Consider the following 22884-nt stretch of genomic DNA (forward strand, 5'->3'; position numbering starts at 1 on the left):
TCGATGAGCTTGGTACCCAAGCCATTGAGCAGTGCATACACCAGCACTACGTGAAACGCTATGACCAGCCCTATGCCCAGGAACTTCTTGCCCGGCTCTTGCTGGCGATCTGAAAAATCCATTAATACTCCTCCAACCCCACAAGGTCTACTATTGACTCACGTCAAAACGGTTCAAACAAAAACAATTATAAATACGCTATGCGGTCAGTAGTTTCCTACACAGAACGCACCGGTTTTTCTTAAGCAAAATAGAGGCCAGAATTTCAGTCCGTCATTCAGCTTCAACTACCGCAGCAACGAACAATCAATTCTGCAATCGCAAATTCGCATTTAATCCAAGCAGATTACCGAGATCTGAATATATCCGAGCATCGGTTGCTCAAAACATTACACATTTACACGAATCAATTTATCAGACTGCGAAGTAAAAAAACCAACTTCGTGTAAATATTTTTGTCCAAAGTAACTTGATGTAAATAAACTTATATTCTACAGAAAAATATGTAAATTTATCTGCCAAATTTTTCCGAAGGCGCATAAAACCATTTCTCGCCATCAACTGTCAATAGCTAGCAAATAGTATTCCCCAGAAAAACAACAACGATTATTCTGCCAAAAAAAGAAAAATAAAGGAAATGCATTAATTTGTGCCTTGCAGCATAAAATTAGTGCGTGCCCCCCTCTATGAAAAACTTTCATAAAATTATTCGTTACTGAATACTCAGGACTGAATAAAATTTACTTTCAATAGAAATATCGACTGAAATCCCACAAAAGTTGCGCCGGTTTCTCTTTGTTTTTTAATGCATGACAGCAAAATTTTTTTATCATCTGTCATTTAAACCGTGATCACGTCCTATAAATGCGCAAAATCGCACCATTTAAGTGCAATCAAAAGCAATAAAAATTTTCTTCCTATCTCCTTATTTCCAGAAACTTAAGATAAGGTTACGGCGCACTACTAAGAAATTCCTCCGCCTTTTCATCAGATTAACAAATGACTGCATCAGGTGGCCGGAATCAGTGCCACTGAGGTTGGTCATATCTGGAAGTTGGAGACATTGCTATATGAATTTTAAGTTCGCAAAAAACAAATCTGCCGGGGTCATGCATCTGCACGGATACAAACGGATGTGTGTCATCGGTAGTTTTCTCCTTATCGCGCTGTACTGCGGAATCAGTAACGCAACTCAGCCCAACAAAGACGCGGGTTTTGCCGATCCGACAAAAGTCTTAAGAACAATCTTCCCAGTTGCGGAAACCGGGTTCGATCCCGCTGCAACGCGCGACTTATATTCCAATACAATTAACGAAGTTGTCTTTGAACGCTTATTCAGCTACGACTATTTGGCCAGCCCTGCCAGAGTTATCCCGGAGACCGCCGCAGATTTACCAGAAGTCTCTGCGGATGGAAAAAACTACACGATACGCCTCAAGAAAGGCATTTACTTCACCCCGGATGACGCGTTCAAAGGAAAAAAGCGCGAACTGACAGTGGAAGATTATGTTTACTCTTTCAAGCGCTTAATGGATCCGAAAATCGCATCAAGCCACCGCTGGTTGCTGGAAGATAAGATTATTGGCCTGGATGCTTATGCCGCCAAAGCGAAGAAAACCGGGAAATTCGACTACGACGTCAAAATTCCGGGACTGGAAATCGTCGACAAGTACACCTTACGTATACATCTCAGCCGCCCTGATTTCAATTTACCGATGATTTTATCGTATGCCGCGATGTCAGCAGTCGCACGGGAAGTCATAGAAAAATATCAGGACTTACAGGGCTTGGCGATGGCGAATCCAGTCGGCACCGGCCCTTATAAGTTAACAGAGTGGGTACGTGGATCGAAAATGGTACTGGAAGCAAATCCGGACTATCGTCCCGTCTACTGGGACTACGCCGCCAGCGCAGATCCAGCGGATCAGCAAATTGTTAAGGCGATGAAAGGCAAGCGCATGCCGCAAATCGGCAAAGTGATCGTCAACGTCATTCTCGAAGATCAGTCACGCCTGCTGGCGTTTCAAAAAGATGAAGTCGATTTATTTCAGCTTTACGGCGGGCTCGCTCCGCAAGTCATGAAAAATGGCAAGCTGAAACCTGAATTCGAGAAAAAGGGCGTGCAACTATCGCGCATTATCGACCCCGAACTGACGATTTATTACTGGAACATGCAAGACCCAGTCTGGGGCGGCTTGAGCAAAGAAAAAATTGCCCTGCGCCGTGCGGTGGCCATGGCACATAAAGTCGAGGACGAAATCCGGATTGTCGATAACGGCGAAGCGGTTCCCCTTGAATTTCCCATCCCTCCCAGCGTGGTTGGACACGATCCAAAATACCGCAGCAGCATTCAATACAACCCGGCGGCGGCAAACGCGCTGCTTGATCAGTTCGGCTACAAAAAAGGAAAAGACGGCTACCGCACCCTGCCAGATGGCCAGCCACTGGAAATCACCTATACGGCACAAACCGAATCACGCGGCAAATTACAGGCAGAAGTCTGGAAAAAAACTTACGACAGCGTCGGCATCCGTATGAAAGTGGATTTCCGTCCTTTTGCTGAAATTCTGAAAGCAGAAAAGCAATGCCAGTTGACACAACGTATTTCGCCGTGGATTGCCGATTATCCCGACGGCGACAATTTTATGCAGCTGTTTTACAGCAAGAATATTCATATGAATAACAATGGCTGCGTTGCGATTCCTGAATACGACAAACTGTATGAAGCATCGCAAAAATTGCCAGCAGGCGAAGAACGTGACGCGCTGTATCACAAAATGGCGCGGATAATGGAAGTCTATTCGGCGCAAAGAATCGGTTATGCGCGTTACCGCAATATGCTCTCGCAAGCGCGGGTCATCGGTTATAAAAAGCATCCTGTGATGCATGTCGAGTGGACCTACATCGACATCGATAAAAACAAGTAATGCACCATCTTCTTCCGAATTACCAGGACATCTCATGACCGCTTATATCTTGCGCCGCTTATGGCAAATGGCACCCACCATGCTGGGTGTGATTCTGCTGGTATTCTTCCTGTTCAACTGGGTCGGCGGCGATCCGGCCTACCTGCTGGCAGGCAAAATGTCTAACGTCGAACAAATTGCGAATATCCGCAGCCAGCTTGGCATAGACCAACCTTACTATGTTCAGCTTTGGATTTTTATCAAGCAAATTCTGACCTTTAATTTCGGCAATAGCTGGAGTACCGGTGAGGCGGTATCATCGATTATCGGCAGCCGTCTCGGTCCTTCATTGACGGTGCTGATTCCACTGACGATCTTAGAAACACTGATCGCCATTGCGCTCGCGCTGGCCATTGCTTTTAAACGCGGCTCGCTGACTGATCGCACTGTCATGATCGCTTGCACGGTGGGTATGTCCATCAGTATTCTGGTGTACATCATCGTCGGCCAGTACTTCTTCGCGTATCAATTAAGTCTGTTTCCGGTACAAGGATGGGGCAACAGCTTCAGCGAAAATTTATTCAAATATTCCGCCCTGCCGATTCTGATTGCACTGGCCGTTGGTGTCGCTCCGAATCTGCGCTTATTCCGCAGTTTTGTTCTCGACGAAGTGAATCAGGATTATGTCCGTACCGCGCGCGCCAAGGGTGTGCCTGAACGGCGCGTGAAATGGGTACACGTGTTGCGCAATGCCTCCATTCCCATCATCACCCATGTGATGTCGAACTTATCTGCCCTGCTGATCGGTGCATTTTTGATTGAACGTTTTTTCTCGATTCCGGGCATAGGCCGCGAAGTGATACTGGCGGTCGAACGCAGCGACTTTCCCGTCATCAAAGCAATTACGGTTTATGTCGCCGCAGCCACCATGATATTTAACTTACTGACTGATCTGCTGTACCAGGCGGTTGATCCACGCGTGCAGTTGAAATAAGGATCGCACATCATGACTATGCAACCTCACACCTCTCCGGGATTATGGACGCTCGCATGGCGTCGCTTGCGTGCCGACAAAATTGCCATGGTTTCTCTGGCGATCGTCACGGCATTTTTGCTGATGCTCATCCTGTCCGCCAGCGGCATGATTGCTGCCGACTGGGAACAGGAAACCGGCGTCAGTTACGCACCGCCACACTTTATCGGCGCGGATGCGCCAGCAGAAAAAATGGATGCTGCTCAGTCAGCTCAGGCAAACACAGCAGAAAATCCGCTTGATCCTTTGAAAGATGTCTTGCGCGAATTGCGTCAGAAAACTTCCGGCCAAACTGAGCCACTGGATTTTTATGGCATCAGTGATCCGCTGGCAAAAGAGATGTCCGACATCAATGCCGCACTGGCCAAGTCCGGCAAAGCCATCGTCGCAGAACGTGCAAGCACCCTCCCTTTTGGTGCCGACAAATGGGGGCATGACATTATCAAGAAAACAATTAAAGGCGCAGAAACCTCGATTGTGGTAGGTCTGGTTGCCGCAGTACTGGCAACATTACTGGGCACTTTATTCGGCGCATTTGCCGGTTATTTCGGCGGTCGCACCGATGATTTCTTCAACTGGTTTTACAGCATCTTCACGTCGATTCCTTACTTGCTGCTGGTACTTTCGGTTGCGGCAGTTTTACAGCAAAAAGGCGTTTCCACCATCATCCTGATTCTGGCCTTCACCGGCTGGACTGGCCCATTCCGCCTGATGCGCGCCGAATACATGAAGCACAAAGCGCGTGAATACGTGTGGGCCGCCGACGCCATCGGCGCAACCCATTTCCGTAAGATGTTCATCCATATTTTTCCGAATGTCAGCCACGTCGCGCTGGTGCAGGTATCGATACTGGTAGTCGGCTTCATCAAATCAGAAGTGATACTGAGCTTCCTCGGCTTCGGCGTTCCTGTCGGTACCGTGTCATGGGGTAGCATGCTCAATGAAGCCCAGAATGAACTGATCCTCGGTAAATGGTGGCAACTAGTGGCGGCAACGACCGCGATGGCGGTGCTGGTGACGGCATTTTCTATGTTCACCGACGCCCTGCGCGATGCGCTTGATCCTAAGCTGAAATAAGGAAGCACCATGATTCACTCTATTTCGCCATTACTTCAGGTCGAGAATTTACGCGTTTCTTTTCGTATCAATAAAAAAGACAGTGTAGAAACGGTCAAAGGCGTGTCATTCACGATTCCGCATAACGCTACAGTCGCATTGGTGGGCGAATCGGGCAGCGGCAAATCGGTCAGCTCACTGGCCGTGATGGGCTTGCTGCCACCGGACACGTCCAGCATTGCTTCTGACAGCAAAATTCTGTTTGAAGGCCGCAGCCTGCTGGAACTCAGCACAGAACAACGGCGCGAGCTGTGTGGCAAAGACATATCCATGATTTTTCAGGAGCCGATGACGTCCCTGAATCCGGTCTTCACGGTCGGCTTTCAGATTGCCGAAGTCCTGCGCCTGCACATGGGCATGAATGCCAAACAGGCGCGTGCCAGAGCGATTGCACTGCTGGAAGAAGTCGGCATTCCAGACCCCCACTCCAAAGTGGATGCGTATCCTAGCCAGATGTCAGGCGGTCAGCAACAACGCGTGATGATCGCAATGGCGATTGCCTGCGAGCCTAAATTACTGATCGCCGATGAACCGACCACAGCGCTGGACGTGACGATACAAAAGCAAATCATCGATCTGATCGACGCGCTGCGCGTGAAGCACAAAATGTCGGTGCTGTTTATTACGCACGATCTGGCACTGGTCGGTGAAATTGCTGATCATGTCATTGTCATGCAGCATGGCGTCATTCGCGAGGCCGGCACGGTGCAACAGATTTTCGAGCAACCGAAAGACACTTACACGCAGGCGCTGCTGCATTGCCGCCCTTCGCTTGATACCCGCCCGTGGCGCTTGCCCGTTATCGCCGATTTCATCCATCATCAAGGTGCCCTGCCCGCGCAAAAAGAACGGCAACGCGGCATTCGCGGCGATGAAGAAATCATCCTCGAAGTCAATAATCTGGGGAAAAGCTTTTTTACACGCGATGGTTTTTTCGGCAAAAAAGAATTCAAAGCGGTCGAGAATGTTTCCTTCAAACTCGCCCGCGGCAAAACCCTGGGCGTGGTCGGCGAATCCGGGTCCGGCAAAACCACGGTGGGCTTAACGCTGATGCGCCTGCATCAGGCCACCAGCGGACAAGCGCTGTTTGACGGCAAAGATATCTTGTCGATGTCGGACAAAGCGTTTTTACCGTACAAGCGCCGGATCCAGATCATCTTCCAGAACCCTTACGCGTCGCTCAATCCACGCTTCACCATCGGCCAGATCCTGATGGAGCCTATGCTGATACACCAGATCGGCGCCAGCAATAATGAAAGAGTGGCGATGGCAATGCAGTTACTCGATAAGGTCGGCTTACCTGCCGCCGCTTTCCATCGTTATCCGCATGAGTTTTCCGGCGGCCAACGTCAGCGGATTGCGATTGCGCGCTGCCTGACAATGAAACCGGAAGTGCTGATCTGCGATGAATCGGTATCAGCCCTCGATGTCTCGGTGCAGGCGCAGGTGCTGAATCTGCTGCAGGATTTGCAGGAAGAATTCGGCCTATCTTATATCTTCATTTCGCATGATCTGGCGGTCGTGAAATACATCGCCGATCAGGTCATGGTAATGAATAAAGGCAAGGTGGTGGAACTGGCGAATTCGGATGAGCTTTATCTGCATCCGCAACAACCTTATACCCAAACTCTGTTGCAAGCGATACCGCGCGGGCTGCAAGCAGCGCATGTTAACGGCGGCATCTGAGCAGACGATGGAGTAATGATGCCCCGGGCGAATCTGACCCGACCCTCTGCAAATAATCTTTTTCGGGGAGTATGTTTAAAAACAGCTGAATAGTCCGAATAAACATTGGGCATTTAAAATATACTGGGGGGAGTATATTTAGAGTAAAAACACCAGTTGATCACGCTTATTTTTTCTGCGCACGTCAGCTGTGAGAAACGAACTCAGGGTATGCATGTTAGGCGAAGTTAAGCCAGTCTTTCGCAATAAAGAAGCATGGATACGTGATGTTGTGATCGCGATCAGAAACAAAGGCCGCCCGCCGGCGCAGCATTAAAACATCCGGGCTTGCACTTGTCCCCGACTGATCGTCCAGCTGCCATCATTTGATTGAAAGTTAGTATTTGCCCGATTTGCGCGAAGCATCTACAATTCCGACCTGTTGTTGCCACCCCGCTATCCGGAAAGCAACGAAAACCGGCTTAATAAGAAGCTGGTGAAAGTAATCAGTAAAGGAAAATTTTTAAAAACCTGCTTGAAAGTAAAACAGGCTTTTAAAAATGACCGAAAACCACATCGTAATATTGATGCGGCCTTTCAAGGCATTTTCGGCTAACAGCCGCATCCGCATTACGACAATACCTGGAGTCAACATGGCATTTCTGCAAGGCAAAAAAATTCTGATCACCGGCTTACTGTCGAATCGCTCTATCGCTTACGGCATCGCACAGGCATGCAAACGCGAAGGTGCTGAACTCGCATTTACCTATGTCGGCGATCGTTTTAAAGACAGAATTACCGAATTCGCAGCAGAATTTGACAGCAAACTGATTTTCGATTGCGACGTCTCCAGCGACGAACAAATCGACGCTACCTTCAAAGATCTGGCGCAGCACTGGGATCGCCTTGATGGCCTGGTTCATGCGATCGGCTTTGCACCGCGCGAAGCGATTGCCGGAGAATTCCTCGACGGCTTTTCACGCGAAGCTTTCCGCATCGCACATGACATCTCTGCCTACAGTTTCCCGGCCATGGCAAAAGCGGCCCTGCCTCTGTTGCGCGAAGATTCTGCCTTGCTGACGCTGTCTTACCTCGGCGCGATTCGTGCGATCCCGCATTACAACACGATGGGTCTGGCCAAAGCATCGCTGGAAGCATCTGTACGTTACCTCGCAGAAGACCTCGGCAAAAAAGGCATACGCGTCAATGGTATTTCTGCTGGTCCGATCAAAACACTGGCAGCCTCTGGCATCAAAGACTTCGGTAAGCTGCTGGGCTTCGTGGCTGACCATGCACCACTGCGTCGCAATGTGACTATCGAAGATGTCGGCAATACCGCAGCATTCCTGTTGTCGAATCTGGCCAACGGCATCACCGGCGAAATCACTTATGTTGACGGTGGCTTCTCGCATGTGATGGGTCTGAATGCCGATTCTTACAACCACTAAGAAGCGCTACATACTGACATGTAAAAAGGTGCACTGGCTGCACCTTTTTTATCGCCTGTCGTATTGTCGTACGCCATCAATTTCAACAAGAATCTCGTGATCGTTTTGCAATCGATTACACTTGGACAAAATCAACGTAGCACCACCCTTCGTCATACGCCACGAATTCACTCAATACTATGCGCGCCGTTTTTGAGCTCCCCACAAAACTGACTCAGCAACTGATAGTCCTGATGATTTGTCTGATCGGCCTTGCCAGCAGCAATCATGTATGGGCAGAGAATGATGGATGCCATTCTGCATGGCCGGCCTGGTCGAATTTCAAACAAACATTTATCACCGCCGATGGTCGCGTAATCGATCACAGCGGCAGTATCAAACCGACTGTTTCCGAAGCCCAGGCTTATGCACTGTTCTTCGCCCTGATCGCCAACGACAGGGAAAGTTTTGACACACTCCTGCGCTGGACCGAAAACAATCTCGCCTACGGTGATCTGACCGCCCACCTACCCGCCTGGCAATGGGGCAAACGTGCCGATGAAAGCTGGGGCATCATCGATAAAAATGCGGCATCCGACGCCGACTTATGGATCGCCTACACGCTTGGCCTCGCGGGCGATGCCTGGAATGAAAAGCGCTACACGGCGCTCTCAAAATTACTTGCGCAACGCATCCTGAACGAAGAAACGGCGGACATCCCCAAACTGGGCTTGACGCTGTTACCCGCGCCAACAGGATTTGCGTTAGCGGATAAGTCCTGGAAGCTCAATGCCAGTTACCTGCCGATTCAACTCTTGCGCTGGTTTGACAGCACAGATAAAGATCCACGCTGGAAGCAACTGCTGGTCTCATCCATACAGATCATTCTTGGTTCGTCACCACAAGGCTATGCCGCAGACTGGATCCTGTTTCATCCGAATAAAGGCTTCACCACTGACATCAACGGCGCAGAAAAAGGCGATGGCGGTTACAACGCCATCCGGGTTTATTTATGGGCGGGAATGATGAACGAGCACGATCCTGATCACGCCACCTTAATCAAGGCATTGTCACCAATGGCAAAACTAACCGAGATGAAAGGCTACCCGCCAGAATTCGTCAACATCATAACTGGCGAAGTGAAAAGCCCGGGATCATCCGGATTTTCTGCCGCGCTGATACCCTTCCTGCAGGCCGGCAAAGCAAGTAAAGCGCTGCAACAGCAGGAATTGCGATTGGAAGCACAAGCCATCAAGGCCGATGCATATTACGATCAGGTCTTATCCTTATTCGCCCTCGGCTGGCGCGAAAAACGTTATGCATTTTCTGCAAAAGGAAAAGCAGAAATGGCCTGGCAGAAGAGCTGCAAAAAAGTCAGATAAGCCGCCCGCAAGCGATGAAACTCGCCCTTTCAGCTAAGACAGGCCGCTGCAATTGTTAAAAACTGGTGCTAATTTTAGTAAAATCATGTATCATTTCGTTTTTGCACTGCAATAAAACGCAGTAAAGAAAACTGTAGCATCGCAAGCCTGTGCATCTCCGTACCGGAGTTAGCATGTAAAAGCCCTCCCGCCCTGCATGTCTGGTTACACCAAAGACATCATCCTGGCGCAAAGCTTTTGTGCCGAAATCTCATTGTCGTCCGTTGTTGGATTCTCTGTGTTTATTTCGTTTGGTTGGCGCTGCATTTTTGCGCGCGTTAGTTTCTCATCGCGCTAAATTTTTACGAAAGTATTCCATGAGTTTTGAAGCACTAGGCCTCCACGCCAACCTGATCCGCGCCCTGACAGATTCCGGCTACACCAAGCCAACACCAGTACAGGAACAAGCCGTTCCCGCAGCGATCAACGGACGTGACCTGATGGTCTCTTCCCAGACCGGCTCCGGCAAAACTGCGGCGTTCATGCTGCCAGCCTTGCATAAATTGATTTCCGCTGAAGTCGTTACTTACGACAATAGCAAAACACCAAATCAGGAACGTCAATCCGCCCGCTCACGTGGCGACCGTCCTCGTTTTGTCGCAGCAAAACCAAAAATGCTGGTATTGACTCCAACCCGCGAACTCGCGTTGCAAGTCACAACCGCAACTGACAAATACAGCGCCTATTCACGCCGTATCAAAGCCGTATCGATTCTGGGTGGTATGCCTTACCCAAAACAGATGCAATTGTTGTCGCGCAATCCTGAAATTCTGGTCGCGACTCCAGGTCGTCTGATCGACCATATGGATTCCGGCAAAATCGACTTCTCTGAATTGCAAATGCTGGTACTCGATGAAGCAGATCGCATGCTGGACATGGGCTTCATTGATGACATCGAAAAAATCGTTGCCGCGACACCAGCCACCCGTCAAACCATGCTGTTCTCTGCGACGCTTGATGGCGTTGTCGGCAACATGGCAAAACGCATCACGACGGATCCTATGGTGATTCAGATTGCAGGCTCTGCCAGCAAACATGAAAACATCCAGCAAAAAGTTCACTTCGTAGATGATCTGTCCCATAAAAATCGTATGCTCGACCATTTGTTGCGCGACGAATCCATGGATCAGGCCGTAGTATTTACTGCGACTAAACGTGATGCAGATACGATTGCAGATCGCCTGAATATTGCTGGCTTTGCCGCTGCTGCACTGCATGGTGACATGCATCAGGGCGCGCGTAACCGCACGCTTGACGGTTTGCGTCGTGGTCAGATCCGCGTATTGGTCGCAACTGATGTTGCTGCCCGTGGTATCGACGTACCAGGCATCACCCACGTATTCAATTACGACTTACCTAAATTTCCTGAAGATTACGTACACCGCATTGGCCGTACTGGTCGCGCAGGCCGTAAAGGTCTGGCAGTATCGCTGGTCAATCACGCAGAAGGTATGCATGTCAAACGCATCGAGCGTTTCACCAAACAATTGATCCCGGTCGATGTGATCGAAGGTTTTGAACCGAAGAAAACAGCATCTGCACCACGCTCTGCCGCGCGCAAACCAGGTGGCTGGAAACCGGGCGACAACCGCAAACCAGGCGGTGGCGGCTTTGGTAATAGCAAACCAGGTCAACGCTCATTCAGCAAACCAGCTGGTGCAGGCACAGGCGCTGCGCCACGTAAAGAAGGCAGCGGTGGCTATAAAGGCAATCGTTCCAGCGAAGGTGGCGCACGTCGTTCATTTGGCGACTATTAATCGTCTGCTGGACGAAGCTGAACAACGGACGGTGCGGCTTCATTCTGCTGCATAGTACGTCGATATAGCTTTTGCCAGATAAGCAATATCACAAAAAAGCGATCACTACGGTGGTCGCTTTTTTTATACTGATGTCCCCGGCGTATAATCATCAGCTTGATGAACGCACTCTCCTGATGATCTATGACCACCAACATTGAACCTGCTGTTCGCCTGACATCGTTTTCCCATGGTGGCGGTTGTGGCTGCAAAATCGCTCCCGGCGTCCTCGCTGAAATTCTCAAAAAATCCAGCGGCTTTCCAGTGCCGCCCGCTTTAATGGTCGGCATAGAAACGGCCGATGATGCTGCGGTGTATAAACTCAATGACGAGCAAGCACTGATCGCCACCACCGACTTTTTTATGCCCATCGTCGATGATCCATTCGATTTCGGGCGCATCGCCGCCACCAATGCCATTTCCGATGTCTATGCCATGGGTGGCACGCCCATCATGGCATTGGCACTGGTAGGCATGCCGGTCAATCAACTGCCGCTTGATGTTATCGGCAAAATCATTCAGGGTGGAGAATCCATTTGCGCCGAAGCCGGCATTCCGATTGCAGGTGGCCATACGATAGATTCGGTTGAGCCGATTTATGGTCTGGTCGTCATGGGCTTGATACATCCCTCAAAAGTGAAACGCAATGCGGATGCCAAAGCTGGCGACAAACTCATCCTTGGCAAACCTCTTGGCGTAGGCATCTTGTCTGCCGCGCTCAAAAAACAAGCGCTGGATGACGCAGGTTACGCCAGCATGATCAACAGCACGACCAAGCTGAATCGCCCGGGACAACAGCTATCCCAACTCGACGATGTGCATGCGATGACAGATGTCACCGGCTTCGGTCTGCTCGGGCATTTATTGGAAGTCTGCCGCGGTGCCAACGTCACTGCCAGACTCAGCATGCAGGACATTCCTTTGCTGGACAAAGTAGAGCAGCTCGCAACTGAGGGTTTTATCACCGGTGCCTCTGCCAGAAACTGGGCAGCCTACGGAAATGATGTCCGACTGAATGCCGGTATCAGCGCTGCGCAACAGGCATTGCTGACCGATCCGCAGACATCCGGCGGATTATTAGTTTCTTGTGAGGCGTCAGCAACAGACGCTGTTTTAACGATTTTCCGTGAAGGTGACTTCTTTGAAGCTGCTGTCATTGGTGATATTGTTGCAGGCTTACCTGCAGTTGAAGTTAACCCCTGATTTTTTTGAATAGCCCGAAGATATGAATCAATTAGAACAACTGAAGCAATATACGACTGTCGTTGCCGATACCGGCGATTTTCAGGCAATCAAGGCCTACACACCGCGCGATGCCACCACTAATCCATCGCTGATTCTGAAGGCTGTTCAAAAAGCGGAATATAAGCACTTGCTGGAAAAAGCAGTCAAAGATACTGCGGGCAAATCCATTGATGAGACGATCGATCATCTGCTGATCGCTTTCGGCTTGCAAATTCTGAACGAAATTCCTGGTCGTGTTTCAACTGAAACCGATGCCCGCCTCTCTTTTGACACCGAAGCAACCGTCGCTAAAGGCCGCCAGTTAATCGCAATGTATGAAGCCGCTGGCGTATCACGCGAACGCATACTGATTAAAATTGCCTCGACCTGGGAAGGCATACGCGCCGCAGAAATACTCGAAAAAGAAGGCATCCGTTGCAATATGACCCTGTTGTTTTCACTGGCACAAGCGATTGCCTGTGCAGAAGCTGGCGCGCAACTGATTTCACCATTTGTCGGGCGTATCTACGACTGGTACAAAGCAAAAACCGGTCAGGAAATTTTTGGCGCCGATGATCCAGGCGTGTTATCCGTCAAAAAAATCTACACTTACTATCGCAAATTTGGCTACAAAACCGAAGTCATGGGTGCCAGTTTCCGCAACACCTCGCAAATTCTCGAACTGGCGGGTTGCGACTTATTGACGATCAGCCCGGATTTACTGCAAAAGCTTGCTGATACCAACTCAGTAATCACACAAAAGCTGAGCGCAGAAGTGGCGGCCTCTTCTGATCTGGAAAAAATCAGCATGAATGAAAAAATATTCCGTTTCCAACTTAACGAAGATGCGATGGCAACCGAAAAACTGGCGGAAGGCATACGTGCATTCTGCGCAGACACGGTAAAGCTGGAACAAATGATTGCAGCACTAAAATAAGTGTCACTGAACACGTCAGCGTATTCAATCACATTGCACGCACAACGGCTGCACGATTGCTGAACAATTGCGGTAACGCTGTTGTTCATTTTTGATCTACAGCACAGCAACAAAACCATCGCAGGGATAGAATTTTCTATCCCTGTTTTTATATCGACATCCGTATGAAAAAAGTCATTGATCTGGCAAGCTGGAACCGACGCGAACACTTCGCTTTCTTTTCCCGATGCGACGAACCATTTCACGGCATCGTCGCCAATATAGACTGTGATGCCGCCTATCATTATTGCAAGCAAACCAAAACGTCTTTCTTTTTGCTTTATCTGCACCGCATTTTACAGGCGATTAATGATACCAAGGCAATGCGCTATCGCATCGAAGACGGGCAAGTCGTTGAATATGCACGGATACACGCGAATGCCACCATCAGCCGAGCCGATAATACCTTCGGCTTTTGCCCGATTCAGTTTCACGAGGATTTTTCCGTGTTTTCAACAGATGCGAACAGTGCGATGGTCAAAGTAAAAAATGACACCGGTCTGTGCTTTACCGATGAATGCAAGCGCAACGACGCGATTCACTTTTCTGCAATGCCGTGGATTAATTTTACAGGTATCACGCATGCACGCCGTCATGATGGCATGGATAGCGTACCGAAAATATCAGCAGGAAAATGTCATCTGCAAGATGGAAAAATGCAGTTACCTGTCGCCAGCTTCGTTCATCACGGACTGGTTGACGCTTATCACATCCATCAATTTCTGAGCCGACTGCAACAGGGCATGAACGACATACCAGAGGCATAATTCAGGCTTGCTCCACAGCCTATATTCTATGCGGGCTGGCAAGGCATATGCCCGTACAAGCCAGCACCAGCGTCAACACTGCACGTCAAAAAATGGGAATGACTTGAACGCGAGATACCCTCAAGCCCCACCAGACAAGACCAGATCAACGCCGCGATTCGCTAACTGATCGGCACGTTCATTGCCGGGGTGTCCGGTATGCCCGCGCACCCAGCGCCATTCAATCTGATGTGTCAGCTGCGCCGCATCAAGCTCTTGCCAGAGATCGACATTCTTGACCGGAGCCTTCGACGCCGTTTTCCAGCCTTTGGCTTTCCAGCCAGTAATCCACTCTGTAATTCCCTTCAACACATACTGACTATCAGTATGCAAAACGATATGACATGGTCGTTTCAGTGCACCCAGCGCGCGGATCACCGCCATTAACTCCATACGATTATTGGTGGTTTCGCGCTCACCGCCAAAAAGCTCTTTTTCTTTCGTTCCTGCAACCAACAAAGCACCCCAACCGCCGACACCCGGGTTCCCCTTACAAGCACCATCTGTATAAATTTCTATCTTATCCATATTTATTTTTTTGCTTTATTTGCGACCGGAATCGCAGCACCGCGCACAACCCGCTTTTGCTTCAATGCGGGTCCTATCATGCGCATACCACGCACCCGTTTAATTGCCTGCATGACGTAGACTGAGCCGAAATACGGCCACCATCGTTGTCCGGCTTTTTCCATGAATTGAAAACGATGCAACCATTTTTCAGTATGGCAAGACGGCGCGTAACAACCGAAATGCACTTGCCCGATTTCCATATTTAATAATTTCAGCCAGTCTTTCAAACGGGCGGGGCTGATGAACTCGCCTTCATGCGGCAGATAATAGTTTTTATTCAGACGCCCGACAAATTGTCTTGCCCCCCACAAACTGGTCTGATTGAAACCCGTCACGATCAACCTGCCTTCAGGAATCAACACCCGTTCTACTTCGCGCAACATCTGATGCGGTTCCGCAGCAAATTCCAGTACATGCGGCAAAACGATCAGATCTATGCTCTGCGTTTCAAAAGGCAGTTCAGAAAAATCATGCATCACCACGACCCGACTCGCACTTTCTTCCGTCAGATTCGTCAAATCCGGATTTGAACACCATCGATGCGGCATACGACTCGCCGCCAGTGCGTTAATCTGCGGCAAGCCGATCTGCAATGCATTAAAACCGAATATATCGACCGTGATCTTCGCCAGCAAGGCTTCTTCCCAGTCGCGAATATACCGTCCCGCAGGTAACTCCAGCCAGGTATCGAGGTCTATAATGTTCTTTTCCACAGCTTCCATACGTGTCTATGACGAATTCTCTGAGTATATTGACTGTGCCCGCTTTTGACGACAATTATCTGTGGGTCATCCACGACGGCAAACATGCGGCAGTCGTAGACCCCGGAGATGCGGCCCCTATCTTAAAGACGCTTGAAGCACATCAACTGACATTGTCAGCCATTTTACTGACTCATCATCATAATGATCATATCGGCGGCGTTCCGGCGTTATTGCAGCACTTTAACGTGCCAGTATATGGCCCTGTAAATGATGGTATTCAGGTGGTCAGCCATCCCTTAGCAGAAGGCGACATCGTTGATATCCCTGAGATGAGCTGGACGCTGCAAGTGATCGCAGTGCCGGGACACACGCTGGGCCATATCGCCTATTTTGCGTCAGCGCAGCACTGGTTATTTTCCGGCGATACACTCTTCGCCGGTGGTTGCGGGCGCGTGTTTGAAGGAACGCCCGCACAAATGTTGTCTTCACTTGATAAACTTGCTGCCCTGCCCGACGATACGGCGGTCTATTGCGCGCATGAATACACGCTGTCTAATTTGCGCTTTGCCAAAGAAGTTGAACCCGATAATCAGGCCATCGCAGAACGTTTACTCCGCGAGCAACGCAAAAGAGATGAAGGCATACCGACAGTGCCGGGACAGATAGGACTGGAAAAGCATAGCAATCCATTTTTGCGCAGCCGCGAACCCGCTGTTATTGCACGCTTACTGAGTACCGGAAAAATATCTGCACATCAAGATGATGCTTCCACTTTTGCCGCATTGCGCGAGTGGAAAAACAATTACCGATAATATCGAGAAGCCGCATCTGACACTCAGCACGGCTTCAACAACGTTACTGATTTTTCATGTCTGAACAAGTTCAATCCTTAAAATCCCTGACCTTATTTTGTAAGGTCGTTGACAACTACGGCGACATCGGTATCTGCTGGCGTCTGGCAAGACAACTGGAGCGCGAACATCACATCAACGTCCACTTGTGGGTAGATGATCTGCGCAGCTTTCAGCGGATTTGTCCTGACGTAAAACTGAATATCGATACGCAGAACGTCGCCGGAGTCACTGTACATCACTGGCGCGACCAGAACGGTACATTTACGCCGGAAGATATCAGCGACATCGTTATTGAATTTTTTGCCTGCGACATTCCACCCGCCTACATTCAAGCGATGGCGCAACGCCGACCTCGCGCAGTATGGCTGAATCTGGAAGGTTTAAGTGCGGAAGCATGGGTGGAAGGCTGCCATACGCTGTCATCGCCTCACGGCTCATTGCCACTCACAAAATATTTTTTCTTCCCAGGATTTAACAGCAAAACCGGCGGACTCCTGATAGAGTCAGAATTAGAGCGGCAGCGTCAGCAATTTATATCAGACCCGGCGACAATCGCTGAGTTTCTATCCAGTTTAGGATTAAGCAGAAATGAAATTGACGCGCTGAAAATTTCATTGTTCTGCTACCCACATGCTCCGGCCACTGCCTTGTTTGAGGCATGGAAAAATAATGCAACGCCTATCACCTGCCTGGTGCCGGAAGGTGTTGCTGAGGAAGCGGTTCAGGCGTTCACAGGCCAACCCGCAACAGCTGGCAGCGTTACCACCATCGGTGCACTGACCATACGCGTACTACCTTTTGTACCGCAACCGGACTATGACAAACTGCTGTGGGCGTGCGATCTGAATTTTGTCCGCGGAGAAGATTCGTTTGTGCGTGCACAATTGGCAGGCAAACCATTTATCTGGCACATCTATCCCCAAGATGAAAACTTGCACCATGTAAAGCTGAATGCTTTCTTAAAATGCTACACGGCTAACACTAATAATCTTGCAGCAATGATGCTCGCCTGGAATGGCGTGACAACAGACCCGATTCAGTGGAATACAACGTGGCAAGCATTAGAAGCTGACATGCCGCAAATTGCGCATCTGGCGCTGCAATGGCAACAGCAATTAATCGCCAATGGCGATATGACATCAAATTTACTGAAGTTTGCTCACACAGTTCATCAGCAAAGTGTAAATAATGAATAAAAATAAGGTAAAATACGCGGTTAATTTTTAATGTGTTTTTCAAATTGAATCAAACGGGCTTGCGGGGCGTTCTGCCAGTAGGCGACAGATGATTTTTATGCAACCTACTTTTTATAATTATTCGCTATGAAACCTGCAAAAGAAATTCGTGTTGGCAACATTATTATGGTCGATAGCAAGCCTATGATCGTCTTGCGCTCTGATGTCAACGGTTCAAGCCGCACAGGCTTCACCTACAAATGGAAGATGAAAAATCTTCTGACAAACAGCCCACAGGAAAGCGTTTTCCGTGGCGATGACAAATTTGACGTTGTTGTCCTCGACAAAAAGCCAGTAACTTATTCTTACTTCGCTGATCCATTGTTTGTATTCATGGATGCAGACTACGAACAGTATGAAATCGAAGAAGAAAATCTGGGCGATGCATTGCATTACCTGAAAGACGGCATGGAATGCGAAGCTGTTTTCTATGATGGCAAAGCGATCTCTGTTGAATTGCCAACAACGATTGCACGTCAGGTTGTGTACTCTGAGCCTGCAGTTAAAGGCAATACTTCCGGTAACGTATTGAAAGAAGCGAAGATCGAAAATGCGATCGAAGCGCATCAACATACCGTACAAGTGCCGCTGTTCGTCAGCCAGGATGACGTGATCGAGATCGATACACGCACAAACGAATACAAACGTATCGTTCGCAACTGATTTCATCAGAATCAAAAAAAGCTACTCACTGAGTAGCTTTTTTTTCGCCTGCTTTAACTGACTTCAGCATCCTCGTACGACCAATTTAAGCATGTGAACGAGGAAGTGGAGGCAACAAATCAGAATGCAGGAACAACAGCACCTTTGTATTTTTCTTCAATGAATTTCTTCACTTCAGGAGAGTTCACAGCTGCGATCAGCTTTTTAAATGCCGGGCTGTTTTTATTATCGTCACGTGCCACCAGTAAATTTGCATACGGAGAATTGGCATCTTCAATGAACAAAGAATCTTTCACCGGATTCAGCTTTGCTTCGATAGCGTAATTTGTATTGATCAATGCCAGATCGACCTGGTTCAAAACGCGTGGCAAGGTTGCAGCTTCCAGTTCTTTGAATTTCAGATTTTTCGGATTCTCAATAATATCTTTTTTGGTTGAAGAAATATTACTTGGATCTTTTAATTTCAATAGTCCCTGTTTAGCCAGTAACAACAAAGCACGCCCCGAATTTGACGGGTCATTTGGAATCGCGACAGTCGCACCATTAGGGATATCCGCTACTTTTTTGTATTTAGACGAATAGGCTGCGAATGGCTCTACGTGCACTTTAGCGACAGGTACTTCGATATCGTTTTTATGGCTCTTTTTAAATTCATTCAGATAGGGCTGATGCAAAAAGAAATTACCATCCAGATGTTTTTCGTTGACCTGAACAGCAGGCTGAACATAATCAGTGAATACTTTGATTTTTAAGTCCACACCTTCTTTCGCCAGAAGTGGCTTTACAAACTCAAGAATTTCCGCGTGCGGAACCGGCGTTGCTGCGATAGTCAAGGTGTCGGCAGCAGATGCTGCGCCGGAAGCAAGCAAAGCTGCTGCACTGAAAGTGCTTGCCAACAAGCTAGCTAAGTGACGTTTAAAAGAGAGAGCCATAATTTATTATCCTTAAATTTATATAAATGAAATTACTTACGGGTAAATCGCAACACCAACTTGTCTCCGAAGAATTGTAATAACTGCACCAGCACTATCAATATCGTTACTGTTACGACCATGACGTCCGTCTGAAATCGTTGATATCCAAAACGCAGCGCCAGATCACCAAGGCCGCCACCGCCTATCACACCCGACATCGCCGCATACGACACCAAGGCGATTGTCGTTACAGTTCCCGCCGCCAGCAGGCCGGGCAAGGCTTCAGGTAACAAGGCATGAATAATGATCTGGTGCGTTTTCGCTCCCATCGCCTGACAAGCCTCAATAATGCCGCGATCCACTTCACGTAAAACGTTTTCCACCAGACGCGCAAAAAAAGGCGTCGTCCCGATGACCAGCGGCGGGATAGTGCCAGCCACACCCAGTGACGTACCCACCAGCAATAAGGTGAACGGAATCAAAACAATCAGCAAAATAATGAAAGGAACCGAGCGAAGAATATTCACTACAAAAGATAACAACGCATAAATACCGCGTTGCTCTAACAGCTGATTTTTACCGGTAAGGAAAAGTAATACACCCAAAGGCAAACCCAGTAGCACCGTAAAAAATAAAGAGAAACCCGTCATCGTCAAGGTATCAAGCGTCGCCTGCGCAATGTCTTCCCAGTCTATGTTTGAAAAATCCATCAGTGCGCTCCTTCAATGATTTCTGTACGCACATCGAGGTCGCGCAACAAATTCAATACCACCGCAATTTGATCCGGTGTTCCCGACAATTCAACTAACAGCTGACCATACGGCGTGTTCTTGATGCGGGAAATTGTTCCCTGCAAAATCGTGATATCCGCTTTAGTCTGCGCCGCGATACGACTCAGTATAGGTTCATGCGTCGCCGCGCCGACATAGGTCAGACGCAGCAACTGACTGTTGTCATGACGCTGAATTCTCTGCAACAGATCAAGATCAAGCGCTTGATTTTCAGCGACCAGACTTTGCGTCACCACATGTTGCGGATGCAGGAATACGTCGGCAACATCACCACTCTCAACAATCTCGCCAGCGTCGATCACCGCAACCTGATCGCAGATCGTGCGTATCACCTGCATCTCATGCGTGATCAGCAATATCGTCAATCCCAGTTTCTGATTGATGTCTGACAACAAGCGCAGAATCGCCTGCGTCGTTTCTGGATCAAGCGCCGACGTTGCCTCGTCACATAACAAGAGATGCGGATAATTGGCCAGCGCGCGGGCAATACCTACACGCTGCTTTTGCCCCCCCGACAATTGCGATGGAAATTTATGCCGCTGATCAGTCAACCCAACCAATTCAAGCAATTCATCCACACGCTGCTGACGTGCTTCTTTACTATAAGTACCGGCGAGCTTGAGGGGGAAATCGATATTCTCAGTAATGGTTTTTGCGTTCAACAAATTAAAATGTTGAAACACCATGCCGATACGTTGCCGCAAGCTGTGCAACTGTTCTGAATTAAACTGGGTGATGTCTTCACCTTCAATCAGAACCTTGCCGCTGCTTGGGCGCTCAAGTAAATTCAACGCTCTCAGCAAAGTACTTTTACCGGCTCCTGAGCGTCCGATGATGCCGAAAATCTGCCCCTTGCGAACAGTCAGATGTATGTTGCGCAGCGCATGTACTTCACGCCCGCCAACCTGATAATGCTTTTCTAATTGCTCAATATGAATCACTGAATCTCAAACCAATAAATAACGAATGATGGATTTTATCGAAGATACCAAATTCGTTCCAATCATATAAAGTAACTTGTATATACAAAAATTCGTATAAGCGATGCGATGCGCGCATCCAGCACTTCAGAAAATCTCATTCATGATTGTCGGGGCAAAAAAAATGCGGCCTCAGCCGCATTTTTTCTTCGATTAACGAGAATCAGGATTTCGACAAGACACCCTGACAAGTCGCCTTCTGGCCATCGTTTGCCGGTAATTTTGCACATATACTATCTAGCTGTGCATGCACTTTCTGGAAAGTCACCTGGTGCTTTCTATCTTTGTTCCACTCGCCTAATTTCTTGCCCATCTTTTCAAGATAAGCATGATTGCGCTGATAAAAAGCATTTTCTGTTTTCGACAATTCAGCAAAGACACCTGAAACTGCTTTTTCAATACGCGCATCGTCTTCTGGCGTCAGTTCGATCAGACCGACCACATAATTCGAACCCCATTGCAAGCGGGTTGCAGGCCCTTTTGCTGCGTTATATGCCTGTTCATAACAATTTACTGCAGCCAGTTTATCGCCACGCTTCTTCGCGTTCGAGCCCAAGGTTGACATGAAATAATACGGCGAATGCGAGCGTTTTAATTCTGCTTTCAGCAAGGTATCTGACGCATCCAGCAAATCCGCATTTCCTAATGCATAGGCAGCGGAACTTACCACCGATTGCCGCTCATACGCGTCGCCAGTAGCCTGCTCGATTTGCGACACACGCTTCTGCACGTCTTTTTGCAAGGCTGCCGACGGTTTAGCATTATCAAGCTTAGCCAGCGCGATCTGCGCAATGATGGCACTCAGTCTGTCTGTTTTCGATATGCTGTTATCGTCAGCGAGCTTACTCAGGGCAACATTCCATGCTGCAGTGAGTTTGCCACGCTGCTCTGATTTTGCGGAAGTTAAAAATTCCGTCAGCTCCGCCGCAGAACCAGCCACGAGATCAAGGTTGTCACGCGCAACTTTCGCATCTGCAAGTGACTTGATTAAGCGCTCGGTGGCCTGCTGTTTGTCAATGGCAGGAACTGTCTGCCCCGGTCTGGCATTGGCAGCCGCAAATAAGGCTTTCAAATACAGACGCGTTGCATTTAATCCAGCTGGACTTAACTCGGACAAACGCAATAACGTCGCTGGCAAATCTTTGTTGTTCACCAGCTTTTGCTGAGGATCATCCCATGAATAATCCGCCAACAGGCTCCAGTCATCCTGCTTCAGCGACTTATTTCCCGCTAAAGCCAGCTTTAAGGAATCAGCCACCGATGCCGAGGTATTCAATGCCAGCGTCAGCACCTGCAGATAGCGCTCAGAATCGACCTCGCCTGGCAAGCGGGTAATTTCAGTTCCATCCGGCTTGAACAATATCATCGTCGGGTAACCACGCACTTTGAATTGCGCCGCAAATTTCTGCGCCCCCGGGCTATCGCCATCCAGATAGACGGGAATAAAATGCCGTGACTTATCAATGAATTCCTGACGATTGAATATCGTTGCCTTGACTTGATTGCAAGGCGGGCACCAGACCGCTCCCCAGTAAAGAAATAACGGTTTATTGGCAGACTTTGCTAAGGCGAAAGCCGCATCCACATTATTATCTTTGCGCCATTCGATACCACCCGCTTGCGTAGCATGTGCTGAAGCACTCGCAGTTTTATCCAGCGCGACGGCCAACGGTGCGGCCAACGTACCCACTAGCAGCGTTACCAGCAAGCTCGCAGAAAAAGAAGTATTTGTTTTCATAGAGTAAGTAAAAATACAAACAAGGGATTGAGTGTAGCAAAATTATGTCTGCGAATACGCCTTCG

The 22884-nt window shown here is 48.8% G+C and carries 19 protein-coding genes; 13 read left to right on the forward strand and 6 right to left on the reverse strand.

The window, feature by feature from the left end; translation table 11 throughout:
• Positions 1-1070 precede the first annotated feature (1070 nt).
• From Undi14_RS10090 to Undi14_RS10135, 10 genes are all read left to right on the forward strand, one after another.
• Positions 1071-2927 carry an ABC transporter substrate-binding protein gene (locus tag Undi14_RS10090; RefSeq protein WP_234030523.1) on the forward strand — a complete coding sequence of 619 codons (1857 nt, stop codon included), beginning with the start codon at positions 1071-1073 and terminating at the stop codon, positions 2925-2927.
• Positions 2928-2961: 34 nt separating this feature from the next.
• The gene (locus tag Undi14_RS10095; RefSeq protein ID WP_200179989.1) at positions 2962-3900 is read left to right on the forward strand and encodes an ABC transporter permease; all 939 of its coding nucleotides are present in this window, start codon (positions 2962-2964) and stop codon (positions 3898-3900) included.
• 12 nt (positions 3901-3912) lie between these two features.
• Positions 3913-5016 carry an ABC transporter permease gene (locus Undi14_RS10100; protein ID WP_200179991.1) on the forward strand — a complete coding sequence of 368 codons (1104 nt, stop codon included), beginning with the start codon at positions 3913-3915 and terminating at the stop codon, positions 5014-5016.
• Between the two features lie 9 nt (positions 5017-5025).
• On the forward strand, positions 5026-6741 hold the full coding sequence (locus Undi14_RS10105) for an ABC transporter ATP-binding protein (protein ID WP_200179992.1): 1716 nt from the start codon (positions 5026-5028) through the stop codon (positions 6739-6741).
• 632 nt (positions 6742-7373) lie between these two features.
• Positions 7374-8168 carry an enoyl-ACP reductase FabI gene (gene fabI / locus Undi14_RS10110; protein WP_186898057.1) on the forward strand — a complete coding sequence of 265 codons (795 nt, stop codon included), beginning with the start codon at positions 7374-7376 and terminating at the stop codon, positions 8166-8168.
• A gap of 179 nt (positions 8169-8347) precedes the next feature.
• A complete protein-coding gene (bcsZ, locus tag Undi14_RS10115) occupies positions 8348-9529 on the forward strand; it encodes a cellulose synthase complex periplasmic endoglucanase BcsZ (RefSeq protein WP_234030524.1) in 1182 nt (393 codons plus the stop codon).
• 356 nt (positions 9530-9885) lie between these two features.
• A complete protein-coding gene (locus tag Undi14_RS10120; RefSeq protein ID WP_186898056.1) occupies positions 9886-11325 on the forward strand; it encodes a DEAD/DEAH box helicase in 1440 nt (479 codons plus the stop codon).
• Between the two features lie 195 nt (positions 11326-11520).
• A complete protein-coding gene (selD, locus tag Undi14_RS10125; RefSeq protein WP_370589944.1) occupies positions 11521-12567 on the forward strand; it encodes a selenide, water dikinase SelD in 1047 nt (348 codons plus the stop codon).
• A 22-nt stretch (positions 12568-12589) separates the two neighbouring features.
• Entirely contained in the window at positions 12590-13525 is a 936-nt protein-coding gene (gene tal / locus Undi14_RS10130) for a transaldolase (protein WP_186898054.1), read from the forward strand.
• 164 nt (positions 13526-13689) lie between these two features.
• On the forward strand, positions 13690-14331 hold the full coding sequence (locus Undi14_RS10135; RefSeq protein ID WP_200179994.1) for a chloramphenicol acetyltransferase: 642 nt from the start codon (positions 13690-13692) through the stop codon (positions 14329-14331).
• Positions 14332-14451: 120 nt separating this feature from the next.
• Here Undi14_RS10135 and rnhA read toward each other — a convergent pair whose 3' ends face one another.
• Together rnhA and Undi14_RS10145 are read right to left on the reverse strand one after the other, a co-directional pair.
• Positions 14452-14898: a ribonuclease HI gene (gene rnhA / locus Undi14_RS10140; RefSeq protein ID WP_186885265.1), complete on the reverse strand. Its 447-nt coding sequence runs from the start codon at positions 14896-14898 to the stop codon at positions 14452-14454.
• Positions 14899-14900: 2 nt separating this feature from the next.
• Positions 14901-15662 carry a class I SAM-dependent methyltransferase gene (locus Undi14_RS10145; RefSeq protein ID WP_200179995.1) on the reverse strand — a complete coding sequence of 254 codons (762 nt, stop codon included), beginning with the start codon at positions 15660-15662 and terminating at the stop codon, positions 14901-14903.
• Between the two features lie 8 nt (positions 15663-15670).
• Here Undi14_RS10145 and gloB point away from each other — a divergent pair, with 8 nt between their 5' ends.
• From gloB to Undi14_RS10160, 3 genes are all read left to right on the forward strand, one after another.
• Positions 15671-16456, forward strand: coding sequence for a hydroxyacylglutathione hydrolase (gene gloB, locus Undi14_RS10150; protein ID WP_200179996.1), 786 nt, complete (start codon positions 15671-15673; stop codon positions 16454-16456).
• A gap of 56 nt (positions 16457-16512) precedes the next feature.
• Positions 16513-17694: an elongation factor P maturation arginine rhamnosyltransferase EarP gene (earP, locus tag Undi14_RS10155; RefSeq protein ID WP_200179998.1), complete on the forward strand. Its 1182-nt coding sequence runs from the start codon at positions 16513-16515 to the stop codon at positions 17692-17694.
• Between the two features lie 126 nt (positions 17695-17820).
• Positions 17821-18396 (forward strand): elongation factor P, encoded by a 576-nt coding sequence (locus tag Undi14_RS10160; RefSeq protein ID WP_186885261.1) that lies wholly within the window; start codon positions 17821-17823, stop codon positions 18394-18396.
• A gap of 119 nt (positions 18397-18515) precedes the next feature.
• Here the strand turns inward: Undi14_RS10160 and Undi14_RS10165 are convergent, their stop codons facing one another.
• From Undi14_RS10165 to Undi14_RS10180, 4 genes are all read right to left on the reverse strand, one after another.
• Positions 18516-19328: a MetQ/NlpA family ABC transporter substrate-binding protein gene (locus Undi14_RS10165; protein WP_200180000.1), complete on the reverse strand. Its 813-nt coding sequence runs from the start codon at positions 19326-19328 to the stop codon at positions 18516-18518.
• A 32-nt stretch (positions 19329-19360) separates the two neighbouring features.
• On the reverse strand, positions 19361-20020 hold the full coding sequence (locus tag Undi14_RS10170) for a methionine ABC transporter permease (RefSeq protein ID WP_186885259.1): 660 nt from the start codon (positions 20018-20020) through the stop codon (positions 19361-19363).
• A complete protein-coding gene (locus Undi14_RS10175) occupies positions 20020-21042 on the reverse strand; it encodes a methionine ABC transporter ATP-binding protein (protein ID WP_200180002.1) in 1023 nt (340 codons plus the stop codon). Before Undi14_RS10175 ends, Undi14_RS10170 begins: the two co-directional genes overlap by 1 nt.
• A gap of 202 nt (positions 21043-21244) precedes the next feature.
• Entirely contained in the window at positions 21245-22819 is a 1575-nt protein-coding gene (locus tag Undi14_RS10180; protein ID WP_200180004.1) for a thioredoxin fold domain-containing protein, read from the reverse strand.
• Between the last annotated feature and the right edge of the window lie 65 nt (positions 22820-22884).

Origin of the sequence: Undibacterium sp. 14-3-2 (genome assembly GCF_016595265.1) — a bacterium.
GTDB classification, from domain to species: domain Bacteria; phylum Pseudomonadota; class Gammaproteobacteria; order Burkholderiales; family Burkholderiaceae_D; genus Undibacterium; species Undibacterium aquatile.